The organism is Nonomuraea sp. NPDC052634, assembly GCF_040678535.1.
GTDB classification, from domain to species: Bacteria; Actinomycetota; Actinomycetes; order Streptosporangiales; family Streptosporangiaceae; genus Nonomuraea; species Nonomuraea fastidiosa.
On record NZ_JBFATY010000002.1, the window covers coordinates 164,543 to 189,338 of the forward strand.

Genomic DNA, 24,796 nt, shown 5'->3' on the forward strand with positions numbered 1-24,796 from the left:
GCTCAACCAATGAGATTCTCAATGATTGAGCTAATGTAGCATGGACGCCATGAACGGCGGCGAGGGGGACATCGATCTGCACTCCTTCGCGACCCGGCTACGCCGGATGACCGCCGAGTTCAACCGCATCGCCCACGAGTTCGCGCAGGCACAGGGCCTGCACACGACCGACGTGCAGGCGCTCATCATGATCTTCGACGCGCCGTCCCCCATCACGCCGGGCAAGCTGCGCGAGGAGCTCAACCTCACATCGGGCGCGGTCACCGCCTGCCTCGACCGGCTGGAGCGGGCCGGCCACATCCGCCGGGTCCGCGACGCGCACGATCGGCGCGTCGTCCACCTCCACTACCGCGAGGCGGCCCAGGAGCTGGCCGCCGCGTTCTTCCGTCCCCTGGCGGATGGCACCGAGCGTGCGCTGAGCCGCTTCAGCCCCGCCGAGCTGCGCACGGTCGCCGCCTTCCTCGACACGATGAACGAGGAACTGGGCGCCCTCCGCTCGGCCCCGCGCTGACGCGCCCGCCCGCCGCCGCCAGGCGAACCCCACCCCGCCCGTCCACCACGCGCCACCCCCGGCCTTCTACCGCCGTCACGCGCTGCCCACCCTGCCCGCCCGCCTCCGTCAGGCGAGCCCCCGGGGGCTCAGGTTCAGGTCGCGGTCGAGACCACGACGCGGCGGTTCTTCGCGCGGCCGTCGGGATCGTCGGAGCCGTCGGGCTTGGTGTTCGGCGCGACCGGCTTGCTCTCGCCGTAGCCCCGCGCCTTCAGCCGCGACCTGTCCAGGCCGCCCTCGGTGGCCAGCCAGTCCACGACCGCCTGCGCCCTTCGCTCCGACAGCGCCTGGTTGTGGTCGTCCGAACCCTTGGCGTCGGTGTGGCCGTCCACGTTGATCACGGCGTCCTCGGCCGCCTTCTTCGCGATCTCGCGGGCCACGCGCTTGAGCTCGGCCTTCGCGGCGGGCTTGATCGTCGCGCTGTCGAAGTCGAACAGCACGTCCGCCTCGATGCTGAACGCGATCGAGTCCTCCCCTTCGAGCGCATCGCTCTCGCCCGCCTCGTACGCCTTGAGCTCCGCCGAGGGGATCTCCACGGCCGGCACGTCGACCGCGGGCACCTCGACGGCGGGCACGTTGACCTCCGGAATGCACTCGTTCTGCTCGTTGCAGGCACTCGGCCGGTAGGCGGAGCTCCGGTAGAGGGACGGCCGGTAGAGGGAGGACCGGTAGACGGAAGACCGGTAGACGCTCGGCACGTAGCCGCCGTCCTTGGGCACGACCTGGCATTCCTCCGGCTCGGACCGCCCTTCCTGGCGCCTGGCCTCCTCCCGATCGCCCTCCACGCGTACCGGGTCGAGCTTGATGCCGCCCACGTTGACGCCGGGGATCTCCACCGGCGGGATCTCCACGGCCGGGATCTCCACCGGCGGGATCGACGCCTTCCCGAGGCACCCGCCGGGAGCGGGCGCGACCTCGGTGCACTGGGCGGGGACGCGCTGTGCGGGGATGTCCACGCCGGGGATGGTCACGGAGGGCACCTTGACGCCGCCGATCACGGCCTCAGGGATGACCACCGGGTCACTGTGCACGGCCGGGATCTCGACGGCGGGGATCAGCTCCCCATGAGGGCAGCTCGTCGGCTCCGGGGTGGGCGTGCCGGGCTGCCGCGGGGCGCGCGGTGTGGCGGCGCCCGCCACGGGTGACCCGGTACTCGCCGGTGTCCGCCCTTCCTCGCCGCCTCCCCCGTTCGCAGGCGCGCCACACCCCGCCAGCACCATCGCGAGAAGTGACACCACGAGCACAGCTTTCGCCACGCAGAATCCTCCCCCATGAAAACAGGTGTTCGATGACAGCGGGTGGGAGATCCACCACCCGACTGCGCATTATCGCCTCACCTCCCGACTTTCAGGTGCATTTGCCCGATCTGCGGGGAGTGGAGAGGTCCGCAGGTTTTCGAGCAAGGGGTGATGGTCGTGGAGAGTGACGAGGGCGCGATCCGGGTGGGAGTGGAGGAGGAGTTCCACGTCGTGGATCTCTCCACCCGCCGCCTGGCCGCGCGGGCCGACCTGTTGCTCCAGGCGCTGCCGCCGGAGAGCTTCACCCAGGAGTTGCAGCGTTCGACGGTGGAGTCCAACAGCGCGCCGTTCATGAGGCTCGACGACCTGGCGCGCGATCTGGGCGGGCTGCGCAGGCGGCTGGTCGAGGAGGCGGACGCGGTGGAGCTGGGCATCGTCGCGGCGGGCAGCGCACCGCTGGTCGAACGGCGCGAGCAGAAGGTGTCGCAGGAGCCGCGTTACGAGCAGATGCTGAGCGACTACCAGCAGCTCACCCGCGACCAGCTCATTTGCGGCACGCACGTGCACGCCCAGGTGCGCGATCCCGATCTGGCGGTCGCGGTGGCGCACCGGCTGACGCCGTGGGTGCCGCCGCTGCTCGCGCTGTCGGCCAGCTCGCCCTATTGGGACGGCGAGGACACCGGGTACGCGAGCTACCGCAGCCTGATCTGGCAGCGCTGGCCCACGGCGGGCCCGATCGACAAGTACGACTCGGCCGCCGAGTACGACGACATGGTCAACGAGCTGATCAGGACCGGCGTGATCACCGACTCGGGGATGATCTACTCCGACATCCGGCCGTCGCAGCACGTGCCCACGGTCGAGCTGCGCATCTGCGACTCCTGCCCGCGGGTTGAGGACATCGTGCTGATCGCCGGGCTGTTCCGCGCGATGGTGGCGAGGGAGCTTGAGGAGATCCGGCAGGGCGTGGAGCGGACGGTGCAGCTCGCGGCGGTGCGCGCGGCCTCCTGGCAGGCGGCGCGCTCGGGCCTGGAGGGCGAGCTGATCGACCCGGTGAACGGCGTGCCGCGCCCCGCGCCGGTGGTGATCAGGCGGCTGGTGGAGGGCCTGCGGCCGCAGCTCGAACGGGCGGGCGACGCCGGCCTCGTGTCCACCCTGGTCGAGAGGGCGCTGGCCAGGGGAAGTTCGGCGGAACGGCAGCGCCGCGCGTTCGCCCGGCGGGGGCGGCTCGCCGACGTGGTGGACCTGCTGCTGGCGGAGACCCGGGCGTGCGGGTGGGACCGGCAGGGCGATCCGCCCGCGTACCGGTCGGCGTCGTGAACGGCGTCCCATGTGCGGGCTGAGCGGAGAGATCCGCTTCGACGGCGGGCAGGCCGACATCGGGACCGTCGGGCGGATGGCGGAGGCGATGCACGCGCGCGGCCCCGACGGCTCCGGCCTGTGGTCGCGCGGCCCGGTCGCGCTCGGCCATCGCCGGCTGAAGATCATCGACCTGTCGGACAAGGCGGCGCAGCCGATGGTGGACGCCGAGCTGGGCCTTGCGGTGGTGTTCAACGGCTGCCTGTACAACTACGCCGAGCTGCGGCGGGAGCTGCGCGGCGCGGGCTACCGGTTCACCTCCACCTCCGACACCGAGGTGCTGATGAAGGCGTTCCACCGGTGGGGTCCGCGCTGCGTGGAGCACTTCAAGGGCATGTTCGCCTTCGCCGTGTACGAACGCGCCACCGGCCGTCTCGTGCTGGGCCGCGACCGGCTCGGCATCAAGCCGCTGTACGTCGCCGAGGACGGCACCCGGCTGCGCTTCGCCTCGTCGCTGCCCGCCCTGCTGGCCGCCGGGGGCGTGGACACCGGCATCGACCCGGTGGCGCTGCACCACTACATGACGTTCCACTCGCTGGTGCCCGGCGAGCGCACGATCCTGGCGGGCGTGCGCAAGCTGCCGGCGGCCACCGTACGGGTGATCGAGCCGGACGGCGCGAGCACCGGCCACCGCTACTGGGACCCGCTTCACACCCGCGCCGCGCTCCCCGAGGCGGCCGGGCTGACCGCGGCCGAGTGGCGGGAGGCGGTCCTGGGCGCGCTGCGCGAAGCCGTACGCAGGAGGATGGTCGCGGACGTGCCGGTGGGCGTGCTGCTGTCGGGCGGCCTGGACTCCAGCCTCATCGTGGCGCTGCTGGCCGAGGAGGGGCGGGAGCCGCCGGTCACGTTCAGCATCGGGTTCGAGCCGGCGGGCGGCGAGCAGGGCGACGAGTTCGCCTACTCCGACATGATCGCCGGCCGCTTCCGTACCGATCATCACCGCATCCGCATCCCGGACACGCGCCTGCTGGACGGGCTCGAGGGCGCGGTGCGCGCGATGAGCGAGCCGATGGTCAGCCACGACTGCGTGGCGTTCTACCTGCTTGCGCAGGAGGTCGCCGAGCACGTCAAAGTGGTGCAGTCGGGTCAGGGGGCGGACGAGGTGTTCGCCGGTTACCGCTGGTTCCCGCCGCTGGCCGGCGTGCCACGCGCCGAGGCGGCCGCCGTGTACGAGCGCGCGTTCTTCGACCGTTCGCACGAGGAGCTGGCCGCGCTGCTGGAGCCGGACCGCCTGCTCGACCATGATGCGAGCGGCGACTTCGTCCGCGACCACCTGGCCAGGCCGGGCGCGGACACCGCGCTCGACGCCGTGCTCCGTCTGGAGATCACCGCCATGCTGGTGGACGACCCGGTCAAGCGGGTGGACAACATGACGATGGCGCACGGGCTTGAGGCGCGCACCCCGTTCCTCGATCACGAGCTGGTCGAGCTGGCCGCGGCCTGCCCCGCCGAGCTGAAGCTGGCGCACGGCGGCAAGGGCGTGCTCAAGGACGCCGCGCGGCGGCTGCTGCCTGCAGCGGTCATCGACCGGCCGAAGGGGTACTTCCCCGTGCCCGCGATCCGGCACGTGCGGGGCGCCGTGCTCGATCTGCTCCGTGACGCGCTGACCGGCAGGGCCGCCCGCGAGCGCGGCCTGTTCCGCCGCGACCTGGTGGACCGGCTGCTCGCCGACCCCGAGCGGGACAGGACGCCGACGGGTGTGAACACGTTGTGGCAGCTCGGCCTGCTGGAGCTGTGGCTGCAGACCCACGGGTTGTGATGGCGCGGCCGGGTGACGACACGCCCCGCCCGCCCGTCGCCGTGAGCCGGGCGGGGCCGGTGTACCCGTTCGAGGTGCCGCGCCTCGACGACCTGGCGCGCCCGCACCCCGACGGGAACCTGCTGGGCGGGCTGTCGCATCTGCCGGCGGCGGCCGGGCTGACCGCGTGGACCTGCCACGCGCCCGCGCTCGCCCCCGGCGACGGCGCGGTGGCGTACGTCAGCGACCAGGACGGCGCGCCCCGCGTGTGGATCCGGCCGCTGCGCGGCGGCGGCGAGCCGTGGACGGTCGGCACCGGGCCGCAGCCGGTGGTGGACGTGCGCTGGTCACCGGCGGGGACGCACCTCGCCGTGCAGGTCGCGCCGGGCGGCGGCGAGCACACCCAGGTGTGGGCCGTCCAGCCGCACGGCGGCGACCTGCGGGTGCTCGCCGCGCCCTCCGGCGGCTCGGCCGTGCCGGTGCGCTGGACCGGGCGGGGCGAGACGCTGCTCGTCACTGAGACGTCGGCCGACGGCGTGTCCAGGGCCGTGCTCGTGGACGCCGTCACCGGCGCGCGCCAGGTCATCGCCGCGGGGCCGCTGCTGCGGCCCGTCGCCGTCAGCCGCGACCACGCCAGGATGCTGCTGCGGCGCGGGCCGCGCGGCCACCGCCGCATGTACGTGGTCGATCTGGTGTCGGAGGCGCTCGGCGCGCACGAGCCGAGCGACGAGCACCCCTTGCTGCCCGGCCTGCCGGGCACCACCGACGACGGTGCGCTCTCCCCCGACGGCAGGACCGCCTACCTGGTGTCGGACGCGGGACGCGACCGCGCCGCGCTGCTCGCCGTCCACCAGGGGGCCGAGGCCGTGGTGCTGGCCGAGCGGCAGGACGCCGAGCTGGACAGGTTCGCGCTCAGCCCGGACGGCCGCCGCGCGCTGCTCGTGTGGAACCGGCACGGCCGCTCCGAGCTGGACGTCATGGACCTGGAGCGCGGCCGGCTCGAACACCTGCCGCCGCCGCCCGCCGACGTCGTCACCTCGGCCAGGATCGGCTGGGATGGCGACCTGGCCGCGCTCGCCGCCGAGAGCCCGCAGGAGCCGTCCCACGTGCTGCTCTGCGACCTCGACCACGGCGGCTACCTGCACGCGGCGGGCGCGGGCCGGCTGCCCACGGCGGCCGGGGCCGAGCTGGTGCGCTTTCCCGCCCGCGACGGGCTGGAGCTCGCCGCCTGGCTCTACCGGCCGCCGCACACGCAGGGCCCCGCGCCGTTCGCGATCTTCCTGCACGGCGGGCCGGAGGACCAGGAGCGGCCCGCGTTCAACCCGCTCTACCAGGGGCTGCTGGCCGCCGGGATCGGGGTGCTCGCCCCGAACGTGCGCGGCTCCGGCGGGTACGGGCGGGCCTTCCGCGAGGCCGACGACCGCGAGCTGCGCTTCCACGCGATCGACGACGTCGCCGACTGCGCGGCCGAGCTGGCCCGCATCGGCGCGGGCGACCCGTCCAGGCTCGCCTGCATGGGCTGGTCGTACGGTGGCTACCTGACCCTCGCCGCGCTCGTCGCCCACCCCGGCCTGTTCCGGGCGGGCGTGACCGTGAGCGGCATCGCCGACTTCGAGACCTTCTACGCCCGCACCGAGCCGTGGATCGCCGCCGCGGCCGTCCCCGAGTACGGCCACCCTGAGGCGGACCGGCGGCTGCTGCGCGCGCTGTCGCCGCTGCGCTCGCTCGACAGGCTGGCCGCTCCCCTGCTGGTGGTGCACGGGGCGCAGGACACCAACGTGCCGCTGTACGAGGCCGAGCAGGTGATCGCCGCGACCGCCGCGCTCGGCCTGCCCTGCGAGCACCTGATCTTCGACGACGAAGGTCACGAGATCCGGCGGATGGCCAACAGGGCGGCCTTCGTCACCAGGGTCGTGGCGTTCCTGTCGGCCCACGTGAACCCCAGGTGACCCCGGCCGCCCCCGCTCAGGCGGGCTCGTGCCGCCAGCCGGAGCCGAGCGTGGAGGTGACCGTGACCTCGCCGCCCGCGCGTACGACCGTGAACCTGGCCGGCGTGCCCGTCGCCGGGTCGGTGACGGTGAGCGTGGTCTCGCCGTCGGGTCCGGGGTAGACGCGCAGCGTCAGGCCGTCGAGGTAGTCGTAGTCAGGCCGGTCGTCGCGGGCCCCGACGGGCAGGACGGCGCCTTCGCGCACGTAGATCGGCATCGACGTGAAGCCGTGCCGCTCGGTGCGCCAGCGCCCGCCCTCGACGCGCTCGCCCGTCAGGTAGTTCGTCCACGTGCCCTCGGGCAGGTAGAGCTCCACGGTGCCGTCGGCGCTGAAGACGGGGGCGATGAGCAGGTCGGGGCCGAGCATGTACTGGGTGTCGAGGTGGGCGACGTTGCGATCGCCGGGGAACTCCATCGCCATCGGCCGCATGACGGGCGTGCCCCGCTCGTGCGCCTCGATGCCCGCCTGATACAGGTACGGCATCAGCCGCAGCTTGAGCTTGGTGAACACCCGGGTGACCTCGACCGCCTCCTCGTCGAACGCCCACGGCACCCGGTACGACGACGAGCCGTGCAGCCGCGAGTGCGAGGACATCAGCCCGAAGGCCACCCACCGCTTGAACACGCCGGGATCGGGGGTGCCCTCGAAACCCCCGATGTCGTGGCTCCAGAACGCGAAACCGGAGAACGCCAGCGACAGGCCGCCGCGCAGGCTCTCGGCCATGGACTCGTACGACGAGCCCGAGTCGCCGCCCCAGTGGACGGGCAGCCGCTGACCGCCCGCGGTCGCCGAACGGGCGAACAGCACCGCCTCGCCGCGCCCACGCCGCTCCTCCAGCACCTCGAAGACGGCCTGGTTGTAGAGCTGGGCGTACAGGTTGTGCATGCGCTCGGGCGAGGAGCCGTCGTGGTAGACGACGTCGAGCGGGATGCGCTCGCCGAAGTCGGTCTTGAACGCGTCCACACCCTGGTCGAGCAGGCCGCGCAGCTTCGACTGGAACCAGCGCGTCGCGCCCGGGTTGGTGAAGTCCACCAGGCCCATGCCGGCCTGCCACATGTCCCACTGCCAGACGCCGCCGTCGGGCCGCCGCAGCAGATAGCCGCGCTCGGCCGCCTCGGCGAACAGCGGCGAGCGCTGCCCGATGTACGGGTTGATCCACACGCATACGCGCAGGCCCTTGTCGTGCAGCCGGGCCAGCATGCCTTCGGGGTCGGGGAAGACGCGCGGGTCCCAGGTGAAGTCGCACCAGTTGAACTCGCGCATCCAGAAGCAGTCGAAGTGGAACACCGACAGCGGCAGGTCGCGCTCGGCCATGCCGCCGATGAACGAGGTGACGGTCTGCTCGTCGTAGTCGGTGGTGAACGAGGTGGACAGCCACAGCCCGTACGACCAGGCGGGCAGCCGGGCGGGACGGCCGGTCAGCGCGGTGTAGCGTTCGAGGATCTCCTTGGGCGTGGGCCCGTAGATGACGAAGTACTCAAGGCTCTCCCCCTCGACGGAGAACTGCACGCGCTGCACCACCTCCGAGCCCACCTCGTACGAGACGTGCCCCGGGTGGTTGACGAACACGCCGTAGCCCCGGTTGGTGAGGTAGAACGGCACGTTCTTGTACGCCTGCTCCGACGAGGTGCCGCCGTCGGCGTTCCAGATGTCGACCGTCTGGCCGTTCTTGACCAGCGGGCCGAAGCGCTCGCCGAGCCCGTAGACCACCTCGCCGACGCCGAGCGAGAGCTGCTGGGCGAGGTGGGCCGACGGCCCGGTCCTGCGCTTGCCGACCGGCCCGGGGTCGGTCTGGGCGTCGGCGTCGAGCCGGAAGTAGCCGATCGACTTGTGGCCGCTCTCGGTGAGCCGCCGCTCGCCCGCGTGGAAGGCCAGGTTCCAGGGGGCGCCGGGCGTCACGGTGGCGCTGAGCGCTCCGCTGGTGAGCGTCGTGCCGTCGGTCTTGGCCGGGCCGTCGCCGTCGCCCGGCAGGTCGAAGCCGCGCTGCTCGCCGCCGCCGATGTGGTGGTCGATGCGGACGCGGATCACGTTCTCCAGCGGTGACGACAGCCGCAGGGTCAGCACCGGGCGGTTGAGCGTGTCGCCGCGGCGGGTGATGACGGTGGTGGGCGCGGTCACGGTGATCGCGTCGTCTTCTGTGTGGATGTCGTAGGCCTCGGCCGCGTACAGCGCGGTGACGCCGGGGCGGAGCTGCCAGAGCCCGTCGGTGAACTTCATGGTTCTAGCCTTTCAGCCCGCCCGCGAGCAGGTCCGCCCGCCAGAAGCGCTGCAGCACCAGCAGCAGCACGATCAGCGGGATCACGGCGACGGCCGAGCCGGTGATGACCAGCGAGTACAGGTCGCCGCCGCCCGCGCCCTTGCCGAGGAACGTGTACAGGCCCAGCGTGATCGGATACTTGTCCTGGTCGGAGAGCATGATGAAGGGCAGCAGGCAGTTGTTCCAGATGCCGACGAACTGCAGCAGGAACACCGTGACCAGGCCCTGGTCATCATCGGCAGCACGATCGTGACGAAGATCCGCAGCTCGCCCGCGCCGTCCAGGCGGGCCGCCTCCAGCGTGCTGTCCGGCACCGCGGCCACCGCGAAGACCCGGCACAGGAAGATGCCGAACGGGTCATTCCGGACAGGCAGCGGGCGCAAACGGACACGACGCTCTTGCGGAGCGCGGGGCCTACGTAGACTCCACCCCGTCGGCGTCACTGGAACGCGGGCGATGCGCCGAGGGCGTTCGATCGAGGGGTCGCCATGCCTGCTGACATGCGTGACGGCGCGGGCGATTTCTCCGCGCCGCAGAGCCGGAGCTCGGGCGCGCTCATCCGGGCCTGGCGCGGCCGGGCGCTGCTGACCCAGGAGGAGCTCGCCACCAAGAGCGGCGTCAACGTGCGGACGATCCGCCGCCTGGAGAACGACGCCGTCCACCGTCCCCGCAGCAGGTCGCTCAGGCTGCTCGCGGAGGCGCTCCAGCTCGACCCGTACGAGCAGGCGCTGCTGGCCGCCGCCGCGACGTCCGCGGGCAGCGCGGACAAGGCCGCCCACGCGAAGGACGCGGGAGACGACGCCGAGACGGGCGACGGCCGCCAGGCTAAGGCCACCGCCGGGTGGCGTGCCCCCCCGCCAGCTCCCCAGGGGTGTGCCGCGGTTCGTGGCCAGGGCCGGGGAGCTGGCGGAGCTGGACGCGCTGCTGGGCCCGCGAGCGGACGAGGCGGGCACGCGGATCTGCGTCGTCTCCGGCATGGCGGGCATCGGCAAGACGTGCCTGGCCCTGCACTGGGGACACCGGGCACGCGCGTGGTTCCCCGGACGGCCAGCTGTACGTGAACCTCAAGGGCTTCGGCCCGGCGGGCGACGCGGTGGACCCCCGGGACGCCCTGGCCACGTTCCTGGAGGCGCTGGGCGTGCCGCCGCGCCGGATCCCCGAAGACCTGCCCGCCCGCGCCGCGCTGTACCGGACGATCCTGGCGGACAAGCGGGTCCTGATCGTGCTGGACAACGCCGGGCAGGCCGATCAGGTCACGCCGCTGCTGCCCGCCGCACCGTCCTGCGCGGTGCTGGTGACCAGCAGGAACGCGCTGACCGGCCTCATCGCGACGGAGGCGGCCGCCGCGCTGCCCCTCGGCCTGCTGCGTCCCGGCCAGGCAAGAGAGCTGCTGGCGGCCCGGCTCGGCGCGGCCCGCGTCGCCGCCGAGCGCGAGGCGGCCGACGCCATCGTCGCGCGCTGCGCCGGGCTGCCGCTCGCGCTGGGCATCGCGGCCGCGCACGCCGCCGCGCACGCGACCACCCTGGCCGCGGTCGCCGCCCGGCTCGCCGGCCGGGGCAGGCGGCTGGACACCCTCGACGCGGGCGACCCGGCGGCCGACGCCCGTACGGCATCGGCCACGCCTGCCATCGGGCAGGGCGGCACGCGGACGCGGTACGCGCCGAACTCGCCGCCCTCCCTTGACCCCGGTCCGGCGGTGAGGGCCGGCCCGCCCCTCGGGCGCTGAGCGGCACCGGTCAGAAGGCGAGATGCCGAAAGGAGGACCGGACAGGAGGCGAGACCGGGAAAGGGCCCAGGGCAGGAGGCGGTCAGCTCTCGGCGAGGGCCTCTTCGCCGACCTTCGCGCGGAGCCGGTCGTTGGCCTGTTCGAGCGCGTCCAGCACGATCGCCCGCCGCTCCTCGTCCACCTCGCCCAGCGTCTCCTCGGCCAGCTCGGTCCAGACGCCTTCGATGGCGGGCAGCAGCCGGTGTCCTGCCTCGGTGACGACGATGCGGACCTGGCGGCGGTCGGTGGGGACGGGTTCGCGGCGGAACCAGCCGCCGGTCTCCAGGCGGGCGAGGCTGCGGGTGGCGGTGGGCTGCTCGACGCCGAGCCGGGCGGCGAGCTGGGAGACCGTCATGCCGTCGGGCTCCTGCGCCAGCACCCAGAGCAGCACGTCCTGGCCGGGATGCAGGCCGAGCGCGGCGAGCTTGCGCGCCTTGGACGCGCGGTAGAGCTGGCTCATCTTGTTCAGCGCCCGGTTGACGCGCATCACCTCACGTGCTTCCACAGGACCTCACCCTACTGGTATATAGTCGGCTACCAGATAGCCGACTATGGAAATGAGAGATCGCAATGGACCTCGGACTGGCAGGACGGGTGGCGCTGGTCACGGGCGCGTCGGGCGACATCGGCCGCGCGATCGCCGCGTTACTGGCGCAGGAGGGCGCCCTGGTCGCCGCGACCTGGCACCGGAACGAGCAGCGGGCCCGCGAGCTGGTGGACTCGATCGCCCGCGAGGGAGGCAAGGCCACGGCGGTCCGCCTCGACCAGCGCGACGAGGGGTCGATCCGGGCGGCCGTCGAGCAGGTGCGGCGCGACCTCGGCGAGATCGCGGTACTCGTCGCCAACGCGGTGTCCTGGCCGACGAGGGGACCCGAGACGTGGGAGAGCCTGACCGGCGACTTCACCGCCAACGTGACGGGGACGCTGTCGGTCATCGAGGCCGCGCTGCCCGGCATGCGGGCGGCCGGATGGGGGCGGATCGTGGTGATCTCGTCGGACGTCGTCGCCCAGCCGCTGCCGGCCGGCGTGGCCTACCCCGCCGCCAAGGCCGCGCTGGAGACCGCTGCCGAGGTGCTGGCGGCGCGGGAGGCCCCGTACGGCGTGCTCACCAACGTGGTCAGGCCGGGCTTCACGCTGACCGACCGGGCACTGACCACGCCGGGCTTCGGCCAGGAGGTGGTGGACGCCGAGGCGGCGAAGACGCCCACCCGCCGCATCTGCACCCCGCAGGACGTCGCGAGCACGGTCGCCTACCTCGGCTCGGCCGCGAACGGCCACGTCAACGGCGAGGTCATCTCCGTCGCCGGCGGCCGCCACCTCACCCGCTGACGGCGACAGGCGAACGCCGTCCACCGGCACCGCGCCAGGCCCGCAGGAGCGTGCGGCGGCGCAGCGCCTCGCGGACGGACATCCCGTACGGCCCCCAGCCAGGACGCCTCCCGCCGCACCCGAAGCCCAGCGTGAAACGGCGGCGGGCGGACACGGGAACCCCGCATCCGCCCGCCTGGCCCGTTCAGGCCGTCAGCAGACCACCCAGTAGCGGGCGCTCCAGCGGCTGCCGACGCCGGTGTCGCTGATCCTGCTCGGCGCCATGCTCGCGTTCAAAACCTGCCGCGCGGAATTGAGCAGAACCGTTTGCGTGCCGGTCGTCTGGTTGTTGTGAATGGATCCGACGGTGGAGTTGAACGGCGAGCCCAAAGTGACCGTCCCGCACGCCCACCGCGATAACCGGCTGCCGTTGAAATTGGTGTCCGACCAGAGGCAGGCGTATTCGTACGAGCAGTTCGCGGTGCCCAGCGGAGTGACGGGCTCGTTGACCGAGCGGGCCTTCGCCTCGCCCGGCAGCGGCAGGGTGAGGATCATCGCGCCGTCCTCGTACGCGATCTCGTTGATGCCGATCTGCTTGCCGCCGCCGTAGTCCTTGAGGTGCTTGTCCACCTCGGCCTGTAGCTCCTTCTTCTGCGACTCGGTGAGCTGGATCTCCGGCGGGGCGGCGGCCCGCGGCTGCGCGGCGGCGCTGCCGGCGAGCATGGTGGCGGCGAGCATGACGGCCGTTCCCATCGTGGCGATGATGCGTCCCCAGCGAATCACTGTAAAACCCTTTCTTCCGCGTGCGCCCGTGCATTTCCCGGGCCTCGTGAGAAGTGTGTGATCCGCGCGCGACCGGCGTCGATCTCTTTCGGCCGCCGCCGAAAGTGCGGTGCCTTTATCGCGCGGGGCGTGCCGTCTTTTCCGCCGGATTTCTCAGTACGAAGTGCGGGCGGCCGCTTCGGCGTGCGGCGGCCCGGTGAGCGCCGTGCCGAGCCCGGTCGCGTGGTGGAGCATCAGGTTGGCCTGGCGGACGCTGGCGATGAGCCCGGCCCTGCGCAGCACGTGGGCGTGCTCGCTCGCCGTGCTGACGGAGACGCCGACGTCGCGGGCCAGCTCGCTGGTGGTGCAGCCCGGGGCGTGCGCGATCCGGCTGAGGATCTCCGCCCGCGTCCTGCCCAGGAGCGCCACCAGGTCCCGGCTCGCGACGTCGTCCGGCATGGCCCTGCGGGGGATCGGGAAGACCAGCACGGGCGGCAGCGCCGGGTCCACCAGCGTGACCGGGTTCGCCCGGCCGAAATAGGTGGGGATCAGCGTCAGGCCGCGCCCGCGCAGGTGCACCTCCCTGCCCGCCCCCGCCGGGTAGTCGACCTCCAGCACGGGAGGGCGCCAGCGCATCGCCGGCGCGAGCCCGGCGAGCAGCTGTTCCGCGCCGCCGGAGACCAGGTGACGGTGCATGATGGCGCGTTCCGCCGCCAGCGCCCGGTCGGCCGCCGCCCAATGCGGAGCGAGCACGGCCCGGCAGTACGCCGTCACGACCCGCCCGAGCCGCTGCAACGTCCGCTGATCGCCGCGTGCCAGCTCCTCGAGATCGGCCGAGGCCACGCCGGCGCTGCGGCGCAGCAGCTCCATGTCGTGCCGCACGCGCTTTGTCGGGGTGTCCAGCAACGCCTCGATGGCCAGGTCGTCGCCCGCCTGCGCCTGGATCGGAGTGAGGAAGTCGGGGAAGTACGGGCCCCGTGGCACGAGCGGAAGCAGCAGGTGGCGCACCGACGGCAGCAGGCCGTACTGCTTGAGCCGGACCCGCGCCTGGCGGCGCCACGACGCGAGCGTCTGGTCGCCGTCGCGGGCCTGCAGGCGGTGCAGGCTGCCCACCATCTCCCATAACAGGTCGGTACGGGTCGCGATGCGGGTGAGCGCGAGATCGTCCGCGGTGAACACGATGCGCAGCACGTTCTTGGCATGGCCGACCATCAATCCCCCTTGTCCGCCGTGGCCCTCGTACTCCCCCTGGATGCGTGGGCCGGCCACGGGCGCGCGTCTGACGATCGGAGTATCACTCGATCACGAGGGCCGGGGAATCTTCGATCCCCTACAAGTAGGGCATCAGGCGGCCACAATGCGGACCGGCCGCTTCAGGCGGAGGGCCGACGACGGGCAGCGCCGATCACCGTACGGGACGCTTTGACACCTTCATAGGTAACCGCTATCTATTTGGCTAACCGTTAGGGGGTGGCATGCAGGACGCGGTGCTGGCGCTGCTCGCCAAGGAGCCGTCGCACGGCTACGAGTTGCACGCCCGGCTGCGCCGCAGCCTGGGCCCGCTCGGCGAGGCGATGAACCGGGGCCAGATCTACGTGACGCTGGCCCGGCTGGAGAAGGCAGGGCTCGTCGTCTGCGAGCGCGCCGACGGCCTGCCCGACCGGCCCGAGCGCAAGGTCTACGCGCTCACGCCCGCCGGGCAGCAGCGGGTGGCCGCCTGGCTGGCCGAGGTGGGCTGGCCGAAGCCGGACCTCGCCGAGTTCCATCTCAAGCTGGCCGCCGCCGCGGCGGCCCGGCTGGCCGACCCGGTGGAGCTGATCGCGGCGCAGCGCCGCGAGCTGCTGCGCCGCCTGCGCGAGACGCAGCAGGCGGCGCTCGCCGAGCCGCCGGAGTCGGGCGCCGCCCTGCTGCTGGAGGGGGTCGTGCTGCGGTTGCAGGCGGACCTGCGCTGGCTCGACGCCTGCGAACGAGCCTGGACCCGTACGGAGGACGCATGATCGCGGTGCAGGCCCGTGGCCTGGTGAAGACGCACGGCCAGGGGCGGAGCCGGGTCCGCGCGGTGGACGAGGTCGATCTGGAGGTGCCCGAGGGGCAGACGCTGGCCGTCATGGGGCCGAGCGGCTGCGGGAAGTCCACCCTGCTGCACTTGCTCGGCGGCCTCGAACGGCCGAGCGGCGGCGAGGTGTGGGTGGCGGGGCAGCGCATCGACACGCTGAGCGAGCGGGCCCTGGCCCGCCTGCGGCGGCGCTCCGTCGGCTTCGTCTTCCAGGCGTTCCACCTGGTGGAGGAGCTGTCGGCGGCGGAGAACGTGGAGCTGCCCGCGCTGCTGGCCGGGCGTTCGCCCCGGCAGGCCAGGCGGCGGGCGTCCGAGCTGCTGGAGCGGGTGGGGCTCGCCGAGCGTGCCAGGCATCTGCCGTCGGAGCTGTCGGGCGGGCAGCGCCAGCGGGTCGCCATCGCCCGCGCGCTGGTCAACGAGCCTCGGGTCGTCCTCGCCGACGAGCCGACGGGGAATCTCGACAGCGCGGCGACCAACGACATCCTGCGCGTCTTCGAGGAGTTGCGGCGCTCCGGTCAGACCCTTGTGATCGTCACCCACGACGAACGGGTGGCGGCCACCGCCGACCGGCTGATCATGATGCGCGACGGCATGTTCGTCGGCGACACGGTCATGGCGGGCACGGGCGGCGGCGGATGGTTGTCCGGGCTGGGCGGCCACATCGGGCTGGGGGGCTGAGCACCGTGGGCTCCCTTGACGCCTCCAGGCAGGCCCGGCGGGCTCATCGGGCTGGAGAGCCGAGCGCCGTGGGCTCCGATCGCACCGGGGGACTGAGCGCAGCCGGATTTCTCGCCCTTCTCGTGCGGCTGGTGCGTGCCGATCTGCGCCGGCATCGCGTTCAGGGCGTGCTGCTGCTGATCGCGGTGGCCGTGGCCGCGGCGACGCTGGCCGTGGGGGTGTCCCTGCCCGACGTCAGCGACTCGCTGTACGCGCAGACGCGCGCCGCCACCGCAGGCCCCGACGTGGTGGTGCTGTCCGGCGACACGGGCCCCGCCGTGTCCTCGGCGCTGGCCTCCCTGACGGAGGATCCGCGTGTCGTCGCCCATCGGGGCCCGTACCGCGTCGTCTACGCCGATCTCATCGCGCGCGACGGGATCGCGTCCCCGGTCGTGGTGCACGCCATCGGCGAGCGGCCCGCACCGGTCGAGCGGCCGGTGGTGACCTCGGGCCGGTGGGTAAGCCCAGGCGGCGTGGTGCTCGAACGCGGCTTCGCCACCGCGCTCGGCGTCGGCCCCGGCGACGAGGTCACGATCGCCGGCCGGACGTACCCCGTCGTGGGGATCGCCGTCACGGCGGCCACCTCGATCTACCCGTGGGCGGCGCAGATCGGCCCAGGCGGAGGTCCCAGCGACTACAGCGGCCTGGCCTGGCTGACCACGTCCGACGCGCGCACCCTCGCTCGGTCCGGCGACCTGCCGGTGACCACCGCCGTGGACCTCAAGCTGCGCGATCCCGCCACCGCCGACACCTTCCGCGACGCCCACCACGAGCTCGACGGGATCAGGGTGAACTTCCACTCCTGGCAGTTCAAGGCCCGGCACGACAAGACCATCCTCAGGAACGCCCAGCCGATCCTGGTGCTCGGCGGCTGGCTGCTCGACCTGCTGGCCGTCACCGGCGTGGCCGCGCTGGCCGCCGGGCGGGCCGCCGAGCAGACCCGCAGGGCAGGTCTGCTCAAGGCCGTCGGCGCCACGCCCGGCCTGATCGCGATCGTCCTGCTCGCCGAATACCTGGTGCCGGCGCTGGCCGGGAACGCACTCGGACTGGTGACCGCCCGGCTGGCCATGCCCGCCATCGCCAGCCCCACCGCCAGCCGTATCGGCGACGTCTCACTGACCGGCACCGCCGTGGTCGCGGCGACGCTGCTGGCCGTCGCGGTGGCGGTGCTGTCCACGCTGCGTCCCACGTTGCACGCCATGCGTACGGCGACGGTCACGGCACTGAGCGCCGGCGTCCGCAGGCCGGCGCACCGGCCCTGGCTGACCAGGCTGTCCGCGCTGCTGCCCACGCCGCTGCTCCTCGGACTGCGGCTGACCGCCCGCAGACCGGGCCGCGCCGTGCTGCAGGGGTGCGCCACCGCCGTCACCGTGATCACGCTGGTCGCCCTGCTGGCCCTGCACGCCCAGCACGACCGCGGCTACGGCCTGGGCGGCTCGCAGGCCCTGCCGAACCTGCGCGGCGAGCACGACCGCGCGCTGCTGCTCGCCGTCACCGTGCTGATCGTGGCCCTGGCCGTGGTGAACACGCTGATCCTCACCTGGACCACCGCCATGGACGCCCGGCTGAACCTGGCCATCGCCCAGGCCGTCGGCGCCACCCCCGGGCAGGTCGCCGCCGGGCTGTCCGTCGCCCAGCTCCTGCCGGCGCTGTCCGGCGCGCTCGCGGGTGTTCCGCTGGGCGCTGTGCTGCTGTCGCTGCTCGCCGCGCGCAACGCCGCGGCGCCGCCCATGCCGGGGCTGCTCGGGGTGGCGGTGGCGACCGTCCTGGTGACGGCGGCGCTCGTCGCCCTGCCCGCGCGGCTGGCGGCCCGCCGCCCCGTGGCCCCGACGCTCACCGCCGAAGCGGCCTAAGCGGCGGGGTGGAGTAAGCGGCGGGACCGGCAGGCGACGCGACCAGCGGCGCAGCGAGATCAGCGGCGCGGCCCTCAGCGCCGGGGGCGGTGCGATCGGAGCCGCGTGCACCAGAATGGGGGCGATGTCAGATCAGCTCCTCGCGCGGGCCGCCGCCTCGCTCCACGGCCTGGCGCTCGGCGACGCCTTCGGCTCGCAGTTCTTCGTCCCCGCCAACCGCGATCATCTGTCCGCGCGTTCGCTGCCGCCCGCTCCGTGGCAGTGGACGGACGACACCGAGATGGCCTGCTCGATCTACCGGGTGCTCGCCGATCACGGCGGCATCGACCAGGACGAGCTGGCGGCGAGCTTCGCCGCCCGCCACGACTTCGATCGAGGCTACGGCCCGTCCACGAACCGGATGCTCCGGCTGGTACGCGAGGGCGGCGACTGGCGTGAACTGTCGGCGGGGCTGTTCGACGGGAAGGGCTCGTGGGGCAACGGCGCCGCGATGCGGGTGGCGCCGCTCGGCGCGTGGTTCGCTGGTGACGCGGCGGAGGCCGCCCGGCAGGCCGAGCTGTCGGCGCGGGTCACCCACACCCATCCCGAGGCGGTGGCGGGCGCCGTGGCCGTCGCGGTGGCGGCGGCGGTGACCGCCGCGGATCCCGGCCTGCCCGCGGGGCCGTTCCTCGACCGGGTCGCCGAGCACGTGCCGCCCGGCATGGTCCGTGACGGCATCACCGAGGCCAGGCGGCTGCTCACGATCGGCGACCCCGCACTGGCCGCCGGTGCGCTCGGCAACGGGCGGCAGGTGGCGGCGCACGACACGGTGCCGTTCACGCTGTGGGTGGCCGCCCGGCACCGCGACGACTTCGAGACGGCCATGTGGACCACGGCGGTGGCGGGCGGCGACGTCGACACCACGTGCGCCATCGTCGGCGGCATCGTAGCCGCCGGCCCGCAGGCGCACCTGCCACGGCAGTGGCGGGTGCGCTGCGAGCCGCTGCCCGGCTGGGCCGCCGCCCCGCCGCTCACCTTCTAGGCGACCGGGTCACTTCCCGCAGTGCTCGAGCTTCGAGGTGTACTTCTTCTTGCCGTAGTCGCCGCCCCACTGGACGCAGTAGCCCTTGGCCTTGAGCTTGACCGGCCCGGCGTAGGTGGTGAAGTAGCCGGAGTCCACCACGTAATTCTGGCGCTCACGGCGGATGATCGCCTTGAGGAAGACCTTCTTCTTGCTGGGCTTGTTGCGCCAGGTCACCACACAGTTGGTCGTGCCGTTGTAGAGCAGGTAGACGGTGGCGCCGCCCAGGGGCTGGCGGTCGATCACGTGGTACTTGCCGCCGCCGCAGGCGGCGATGGGCGACGAGGCGGCCTGCGCCGGGGCGCTCGTGAGGAGGGATCCGGCGAGGGCCGCCGCGCTGGTGAGCGCGAGCACGCCTGCCCTGGTGAAGATGCGCATAAAAGCCGTTCCTAACGATGGACGTCGGTGAGTGGTGGCCTCCCGCCGTGCTGCGCGGCGAGGCGCGCGATCATGATGATCGTTCACACACGTGTGCGGCAACTTATGCACCTTTGCTACCTATGTCAACCTGAGTAAAACGCATCCCTCGATCCCCGGCAGTCACTCGCCGCCCACGCGCAGCGCGGCGTCGAGGTTGCGGCGGCGGGTCAGGGTGGCGTGCGCGTACGACCCGGCCAGCGCGCACAGCGCCAGCCCGGCCGCCAGCGCCAACGGCGTGAGCAGCCCGGGCGCGTGGCCGGTGACGGGCAGGCCGCCGGCGAAGACGGACACGTCCACTCCTGGCCCCAGCGCGGCCGGCAGGATCATGCCCAGCGCCACGCCGACGGGCGCGGTGATGAGGACGACGGGCAGCAGCTCCAGCAGGACCAGCCACCGGGCCTGCCGGTCGGACAGCCCGAGCGTGCGCAGCAGCGAGATCGTCCGCGTCCGCCCCTCGGCGCCGGCGACGAGCGACATGACGATGGCGACCAGCGCGTACGCCCCCAGCGCCACCGTCACCACCACCATCGTCGTGCGGACGGTCGCGGTGAGCGGGTCGGCCTGGATGTCGCGCAGCGCCGCCGCCTGTGTCTCCACGGTGGCCGATGGGACGAGCCGGGCCAGCTCGGCGGGCGCGATGTCGCCCTTGATCAGCAGCGTGTTGGCGGCGGGCCAGGGCAGCACCTCCCACGGCAGGAGGATGAACTGCCCGCTGGAGTAGAACCCGGGCACGGAGTCGATCACGCCCCGGCCGTTCACCGGCGCCTCCGACAGCCACGTGAGGTCGAAGGCGCCGCGCTGTCCCAGCGCGGGCGAGAGCAGCGCGGACGTGGCGCCGGACAGCGCGGGCGGGGTGATGGGCGCGCCTTCGGTGACCCTGCGCCAGGCGTCGAGTTGCACGGCGACGGTGTACGGCTGCTCGCCGGTGTCCGGGATCTGGGCGCGGCCGGTGAGCGCGAGGGCCACCTCGTCGACGCCGGGCGCCCGGCGTACCCGCTCGATCACGTCGGCCGGGATGTCCTCGATCGACGTCACCTTGATCGGCGCGCCCACCTTCTGCCAGGACGCCAGAAGCTGCGTGGTGGTGATCCCCTCGTGGATCACGGCGGCGAACACCGACAGGCTCAGCGCGGGCAGCAGGATCAGCACCGGCAGCGCGCCGGTGAACCGCTGCCGCGCCGCCCTGGCCAGCCCCAGGAACGGCACGGCCGAGCGCCCTTTGGCGGCCAGCCGGACGACGAGCCGCAGCGGATAAGGGTGGCACCGCAACGTGATCAGCGCGGCGGCGAGCGTCAGCGCGACCGGGATCAGCAGCAGGTACGGGTCCTGCTGCGCGGTGCCGGACGGCCCGCGGGCGCGCAGCGCGTACGCGCCCGCCAGCGCGAGCACGACGACCAGCGCCTCCACCGTGACGCGCCGCGCCGACGGCCGGACGGCGGCGAGGTCGGCGCGGCGCTCCCGCAGCGGGGCGCGGTGGGCCAGCGCCACGCGGGTCCCGGCGAAGGCCACCGCGGCGACGACCACGACCGCCGGGCCGATGTGCACGATCGGCAGCGCGGGTCCCGCCGGCAGGAACGACAGGCCGTACCCGGCGAGGGCGGCGGGGACCACGGTGAGCGCGGTCAGCCCGGCCCCCGCGGCCACCACCTGCCACAGCGCGGCCCCGCGTGCCCTGGCCAGGGCGAGCGTGCGCTCCAGGCGGTCGGTCAGCAGCCGGACGGCCAGCGCGATCACGCCGAGCGCGACCGCGAACAGCCCGCCGAGCACCAGGTACAGGACGGTCTGCGCGGCCGACAGCGCGGTCATGAAGGCGTCGATGAGCTGCGGCAGCCCGCTGACGAGGCGGTAGCTGATGGTGCCGTCGCCCTGGACGTCCACCTGCCGGTGGAAGTCGGCGACCGCGGGCGGGATGCCGGGCGCATCGAGGGCGTTCGCGCCCCATGGGTCGAGCGGCAGGATCCAGCGGTAGGTGAGCGTGCGGGTCCTGTCGCTCAGCGCGGCCAGCCCGGCGTCCGACATCAGCGTGGTGGTGTGCAGCTCCTCCGGCCCGTCCATGGGGACGACCCTGGTGACGTGGAGCATGTCCGCGTCGTGGCCCCAGGCGGGGTCGGCCGGGTTCGCGGCCCGGTAGACGCCGACGATGCGCACGGCCGTGGAGACGCTCGCGCCGAGCAGCCGCATCTGCCCGACGCGCAGCCCCATCCTGGCCTCGGCCTCCTCGGCGATGCCCACCTCGATGACGGGGATCGCCGAGCCCATGTACCGCATGGACGAGGGCGCGCCGGGCGCGCGGCCCCGCACCCACGTCACGCGCCGGTCGGCGTCGGACAGCCAGCCGAGGTTGACGAACTCGCGAATATCGCCGGTGCCGTCGGCGGGCGTGCGGAAGGTCTTGGCGCTGATATGGCCGCCGGGCGCGACGAGCGGGCGCAGCGCGGCCGGTATGAGCCCGCGCCAGCGCCGTCCGGCGGCCTCGAACTCGGCGCGCGAGTGCATCTCCCCGGCGGGCAGCGCGGGAGCGCCGGTGACGACCAGGTCGGTACGCGCCACTCCGGCCGTGGCCAGCGACCGGCGCAGCGCCTCGTCGTACGACGCCTGCATGGTCCTCGGCAGGCCGGACACGAGCAGGCAGGCGACCGCCGCCAGCACGGCGAGCAGCGCCACGGTGCCCGCGTGCGCGCGTACGCCCAGGGGGATACTCACCGCTCCTCCAAGCTCTGCCCTCGCCACATGCGCCGGGCCAGCCCGGCGACGATCACCGCAAGCGCCGCCGTCACCAGGGCGAGCATCACGGCCACGGACGGCCACGGGAGCCGGAACAGCACGGCGGGCTCGACCGCCGCCGCCTGCCCGGACAGGACGATCCGCGGGACGACCAGGTTCCCGACGGCCACGGCGAGCGCGGTGCCGGACACGAGCGACAGCCCGACGACGAACGCCTGCTCGGTGGCGAGCATGCCGAGCATCTGACCGGGCCCGGTGCCGAGCGCCCGCAGCACGGCGAACTCGGCCCGGCGTTCGCGCGCGGCTACCACGGCGTTCACCAGGAAGCCGAGCACCGCGAAGCCGAGCGCCGCGGCGAACCCCAGCGTCAGACCGCCGTGCAGCGCCCCGACCAGCGGATCGCCACGCAGCCGCGCGGCCAGTTCGTGCCGGTCGACGGCGCCGGCGTCCCATTGGGGGTTGCGGCGGAGCACCTCTTCGGCGGGCGCGGAGTCGGGGGTGGCGAGCCACCATTCGGTGGCGGGGCGGGACGGCAGCGCCGCGGCCAGCTCGTACGCGTGCAGCGACTCCCAGTCGGCGAGCACCGCCTGCTGCCCGGGTTCGCCGGTGGGCATGCTCGCCACGATGCCCGCCACCTTGATCCGCATGACGTTCCCCGCGAAGCGCACGGACCCGTCCTGCCCCTCGCGGAGCTTGAGCGTGGCGGCGAGGCCGGGCGTGAGTACCACGGGCAGCGGGCCCGGCGCGAAGCGGTCGGCTCCGAAGGCGGTCACGCCCTGCGGGTTCGTCGCGGCCGAGGTGACGGGGACATCCGTGCCGTCCGCGCTCAGCCCGGCCAGCCGCAGGCCCGCCTGCTCGTCGCCGGCCAGGCCGCGTACGGACAGCGGATAGGTGATCTCGCCGGAGCGGCCCGCCAGCGCCGCCAGATCGAGCCGCACCATGTTGACGCCTTCACGCAGCTCGCCGAGCGGCAGGTCGTGCCAGGTGCCGAGCGCGTCCGACAGCACGAGCCTGCCGGTCGCGGCGGCCGGAGACTCCACCCGCACGGTGAGGGCGCGCGGCCTGCCGGGCAGCTCCAGGCGGCCGGCCCGCTCGCCCTTGATCGCGGCGGCGAGCTGCGGGACCGTACGCGACGACAGGTCGGGACGCAGGTGGAACACCTGGGGCAGCCGGTCGGCGTCCAGGGCGAGCAGCAGCGCGCTCTCACCGCCCACGTCGGTCTGCGCGCGGAAGGCCGGCGAGGCGGCGGTGATGCCGGGCAGCCCCGCGAACGCCGTGCCCCGGCCGAGCACGCCCAGCTCGGGCGCCTCGTACGGGCCCGGCAGGCGCAGGTCGGCACCCGCCCGGTGATCGGCCTGGTCACGGTGCGAGTCCCGCCAGGTGGCGGTGGTGGCCATGGAGACGACGCCGACCGCGATGGCCAGCGTCAGCAGCAGCGCCGGGCCCGCGTACCTGAGCGGACGCCTGCTGACCTGCCAGGAGCCGAGCGCGGCGGGGAGGGTGGCGCGGCGCGCGGTGATCCGCTCGGCCAGCCGCGACACGCGCGGCACCAGCCGCAGCCCCAGCAGGCCGCCCGCGAGCAGGGCGAGCGCGGGGCCGGAGATGATCAGCGGGTCGATGCCGAGCCCGCCCGCCGCCGTCGCGGTGACCGGCCCGCCGTAGCGCTGGAGCTGCCAGATCGCCAGCGCGGCCGCCGCGAGCAGCGCGATGTCGCCGCCCGCGCCGTGGATCAGCGCGCGCCGCAGGCCGCGCCCGCGCGCCGACTGCTCCTGCACGTACGTGCGCCGCCCGCCGGCCACCGACGGCAGCGCGAGCAGCACGGCAGCGGCCAGCGCCGCCCCGGACGAGACGAGGTACGCGCCCGCGTCCGGCGCCACCGGCGGGGACGCCATCCCGGGCAGCAGCCCGATCAGCGCGATCAGCGGCGGCCCGAGCAGCGGCGCCACCACCGCGCACGGGAGCGCGATCAGCAGGGCCTCGCCGCCCGCCAGCGCCACGAGCCTGCCCGTGCCCGCGCCGCGCGAGCGCAGCAGCGCCGTCTCCATGCGGCGGTGGTCGGCCAGCAGCCGCGCGGTGAGCACCAGCGCGTACCCGGCGAGCAGCAGCAGTTGCAGCATGGAGATCAGCAGGACGGAGCGGGTCACCAGGGACGCGCTGTCGAGCTGGGTGAGCAGCGCGGGCAGCTCCGTGGCGGCCAGGCAGCTCACGCAGCCGCCCGCCATGAGCCTGGCGCCGATCCCCTCGGCGGCCGCCGCCAAGGGGCGCAGCCGCTCGGAGGTGAGCGCGCCGAAGTCCGGCTCGGCCGCCCACACCGCCCTGACGCTGGTGGCGAAGCCCGCGACGAACGTCTCCCGCGTCACCATCAACGGCCCGTACGTGGTGTACTCGCCGCGCTCCACGCCCCGGCTCAGCAGCTCCTCGCCCGCCCACCGCTCGCTCACCGGGTCGTCGAGCCGGAAGACGCCGACGACGCGGACCTTGACCGGCTTGCCGTCGCTCCTGGCCTTCGTGACGAACTCCGCGCCGCTTGCGAACCCGGTCGCGGTGGCGGCCGGCTCCGAGATGACCGCCTCCACGCTCTCCCCGCCGGTTCGCGGCCACCTGCCGGTGACCAGCCGGGCGTGCCGGTCGAGCCCGTCGTGGCTGCCGAAGCGCAGCAGCCCCGGCAGGTCCGCGTCCTCCTGGCCGGGCATGACGTACGAGTCGGAGCGCAGGCTGGTGGTGACGGCCGGGGGTGCGCCGAAGGCGGCGGCCAGCTCGTCGCGGACGAGCCGGTCGTACCGGGGGAATGTGGTGGCGTCGACCTGGGCGGTGACGGTGACGCTCGTCTGGCGGTAGGAGGCGTCCTGTACGGCGCGGCGCACGCCCGGCCCGGCGATGGCGGCGGCGTACATGATCATCGCCACCAGCGTGGTCGTCGCCAGGAGGATCGCCCCGAACGCGCCGAGCAGGAGCAGCGGCTCGTCCAGGGCCCGCTTCACGACCAGCGGCGCCCGCATG

20 protein-coding genes are annotated in these 24,796 nt (G+C 73.7%); 11 read left to right on the forward strand and 9 right to left on the reverse strand.

Features of this window, described 5'->3' with window-relative positions; genetic code table 11:
- The first annotated feature begins 49 nt into the window (after positions 1-49).
- On the forward strand, positions 50-511 hold the full coding sequence (locus AB0K67_RS13410) for a MarR family transcriptional regulator (RefSeq protein WP_364058072.1): 462 nt from the start codon (positions 50-52) through the stop codon (positions 509-511).
- A gap of 134 nt (positions 512-645) precedes the next feature.
- Here the strand turns inward: AB0K67_RS13410 and AB0K67_RS13415 are convergent, their stop codons facing one another.
- Positions 646-1,689: an OmpA family protein gene (locus AB0K67_RS13415; protein ID WP_364058075.1), complete on the reverse strand. Its 1,044-nt coding sequence runs from the start codon at positions 1,687-1,689 to the stop codon at positions 646-648.
- Between the two features lie 276 nt (positions 1,690-1,965).
- Here AB0K67_RS13415 and AB0K67_RS13420 point away from each other — a divergent pair, with 276 nt between their 5' ends.
- The 3 genes from AB0K67_RS13420 to AB0K67_RS13430 are packed head-to-tail and all read left to right on the forward strand — an operon-like array spanning position 1,966 to position 6,834.
- The gene (locus tag AB0K67_RS13420) at positions 1,966-3,108 is read left to right on the forward strand and encodes a glutamate--cysteine ligase (RefSeq protein WP_364058078.1); all 1,143 of its coding nucleotides are present in this window, start codon (positions 1,966-1,968) and stop codon (positions 3,106-3,108) included.
- Positions 3,109-3,118: 10 nt separating this feature from the next.
- Positions 3,119-4,906, forward strand: coding sequence for an N-acetylglutaminylglutamine amidotransferase (locus AB0K67_RS13425; RefSeq protein ID WP_364058081.1), 1,788 nt, complete (start codon positions 3,119-3,121; stop codon positions 4,904-4,906).
- Entirely contained in the window at positions 4,882-6,834 is a 1,953-nt protein-coding gene (locus AB0K67_RS13430; protein WP_364058084.1) for an alpha/beta fold hydrolase, read from the forward strand. The genes AB0K67_RS13425 and AB0K67_RS13430 overlap by 25 nt, the downstream gene beginning before the upstream one ends.
- 16 nt (positions 6,835-6,850) lie before the next feature.
- Here the strand turns inward: AB0K67_RS13430 and yicI are convergent, their stop codons facing one another.
- Together yicI and AB0K67_RS13440 are read right to left on the reverse strand one after the other, a co-directional pair.
- Complete coding sequence (gene yicI / locus AB0K67_RS13435) at positions 6,851-9,091, reverse strand: alpha-xylosidase (RefSeq protein ID WP_364058088.1); 2,241 nt, start codon at positions 9,089-9,091, stop codon at positions 6,851-6,853.
- 4 nt (positions 9,092-9,095) lie between these two features.
- Entirely contained in the window at positions 9,096-9,344 is a 249-nt protein-coding gene (locus AB0K67_RS13440; protein WP_364058091.1) for a hypothetical protein, read from the reverse strand.
- A gap of 287 nt (positions 9,345-9,631) precedes the next feature.
- On the opposite strand from AB0K67_RS13440, the gene AB0K67_RS13445 reads away from it, so the two are divergent.
- Positions 9,632-10,192: a helix-turn-helix transcriptional regulator gene (locus tag AB0K67_RS13445; RefSeq protein WP_364059542.1), complete on the forward strand. Its 561-nt coding sequence runs from the start codon at positions 9,632-9,634 to the stop codon at positions 10,190-10,192.
- The gene (locus AB0K67_RS13450; RefSeq protein WP_364058094.1) at positions 10,189-10,857 is read left to right on the forward strand and encodes an NB-ARC domain-containing protein; all 669 of its coding nucleotides are present in this window, start codon (positions 10,189-10,191) and stop codon (positions 10,855-10,857) included. The genes AB0K67_RS13445 and AB0K67_RS13450 overlap by 4 nt, the downstream gene beginning before the upstream one ends.
- A gap of 82 nt (positions 10,858-10,939) precedes the next feature.
- Here the strand turns inward: AB0K67_RS13450 and AB0K67_RS13455 are convergent, their stop codons facing one another.
- Positions 10,940-11,401 carry a MarR family transcriptional regulator gene (locus tag AB0K67_RS13455; RefSeq protein WP_364058097.1) on the reverse strand — a complete coding sequence of 154 codons (462 nt, stop codon included), beginning with the start codon at positions 11,399-11,401 and terminating at the stop codon, positions 10,940-10,942.
- A gap of 65 nt (positions 11,402-11,466) precedes the next feature.
- Between AB0K67_RS13455 and AB0K67_RS13460 the strand changes: the two genes are divergently transcribed.
- Entirely contained in the window at positions 11,467-12,225 is a 759-nt protein-coding gene (locus AB0K67_RS13460; RefSeq protein WP_364058100.1) for an SDR family oxidoreductase, read from the forward strand.
- A gap of 192 nt (positions 12,226-12,417) precedes the next feature.
- On the opposite strand, the gene AB0K67_RS13465 is transcribed toward AB0K67_RS13460, so the two are convergent.
- Positions 12,418-12,957 (reverse strand): peptidase inhibitor family I36 protein, encoded by a 540-nt coding sequence (locus AB0K67_RS13465; protein ID WP_364058103.1) that lies wholly within the window; start codon positions 12,955-12,957, stop codon positions 12,418-12,420.
- A 183-nt stretch (positions 12,958-13,140) separates the two neighbouring features.
- Positions 13,141-14,178, reverse strand: a complete 1,038-nt coding sequence (locus AB0K67_RS13470; protein ID WP_364058106.1) for a winged helix-turn-helix domain-containing protein — start codon at positions 14,176-14,178, stop codon at positions 13,141-13,143.
- Between the two features lie 263 nt (positions 14,179-14,441).
- Between AB0K67_RS13470 and AB0K67_RS13475 the strand changes: the two genes are divergently transcribed.
- The 4 genes from AB0K67_RS13475 to AB0K67_RS13490 all read left to right on the forward strand — a co-directional run bounded on the left by AB0K67_RS13475 (position 14,442) and on the right by AB0K67_RS13490 (position 18,613).
- Positions 14,442-14,963: a PadR family transcriptional regulator gene (locus AB0K67_RS13475; RefSeq protein WP_364058109.1), complete on the forward strand. Its 522-nt coding sequence runs from the start codon at positions 14,442-14,444 to the stop codon at positions 14,961-14,963.
- A complete protein-coding gene (locus AB0K67_RS13480; RefSeq protein WP_364058112.1) occupies positions 14,960-15,700 on the forward strand; it encodes an ABC transporter ATP-binding protein in 741 nt (246 codons plus the stop codon). Before AB0K67_RS13475 ends, AB0K67_RS13480 begins: the two co-directional genes overlap by 4 nt.
- 131 nt (positions 15,701-15,831) lie before the next feature.
- On the forward strand, positions 15,832-17,592 hold the full coding sequence (locus AB0K67_RS13485; protein ID WP_364058115.1) for an FtsX-like permease family protein: 1,761 nt from the start codon (positions 15,832-15,834) through the stop codon (positions 17,590-17,592).
- 124 nt (positions 17,593-17,716) lie between these two features.
- Positions 17,717-18,613 carry an ADP-ribosylglycohydrolase family protein gene (locus AB0K67_RS13490; RefSeq protein WP_364058118.1) on the forward strand — a complete coding sequence of 299 codons (897 nt, stop codon included), beginning with the start codon at positions 17,717-17,719 and terminating at the stop codon, positions 18,611-18,613.
- 9 nt (positions 18,614-18,622) lie between these two features.
- On the opposite strand, the gene AB0K67_RS13495 is transcribed toward AB0K67_RS13490, so the two are convergent.
- The 3 genes from AB0K67_RS13495 to AB0K67_RS13505 form a co-directional block, all read right to left on the reverse strand.
- On the reverse strand, positions 18,623-19,030 hold the full coding sequence (locus AB0K67_RS13495) for a spore-associated protein A (RefSeq protein WP_364058121.1): 408 nt from the start codon (positions 19,028-19,030) through the stop codon (positions 18,623-18,625).
- 162 nt (positions 19,031-19,192) lie between these two features.
- Complete coding sequence (locus tag AB0K67_RS13500; protein ID WP_364058124.1) at positions 19,193-21,775, reverse strand: FtsX-like permease family protein; 2,583 nt, start codon at positions 21,773-21,775, stop codon at positions 19,193-19,195.
- Entirely contained in the window at positions 21,772-24,795 is a 3,024-nt protein-coding gene (locus tag AB0K67_RS13505) for an ABC transporter permease (protein WP_364058127.1), read from the reverse strand. Before AB0K67_RS13505 ends, AB0K67_RS13500 begins: the two co-directional genes overlap by 4 nt.
- Position 24,796: the final 1 nt, after the last annotated feature.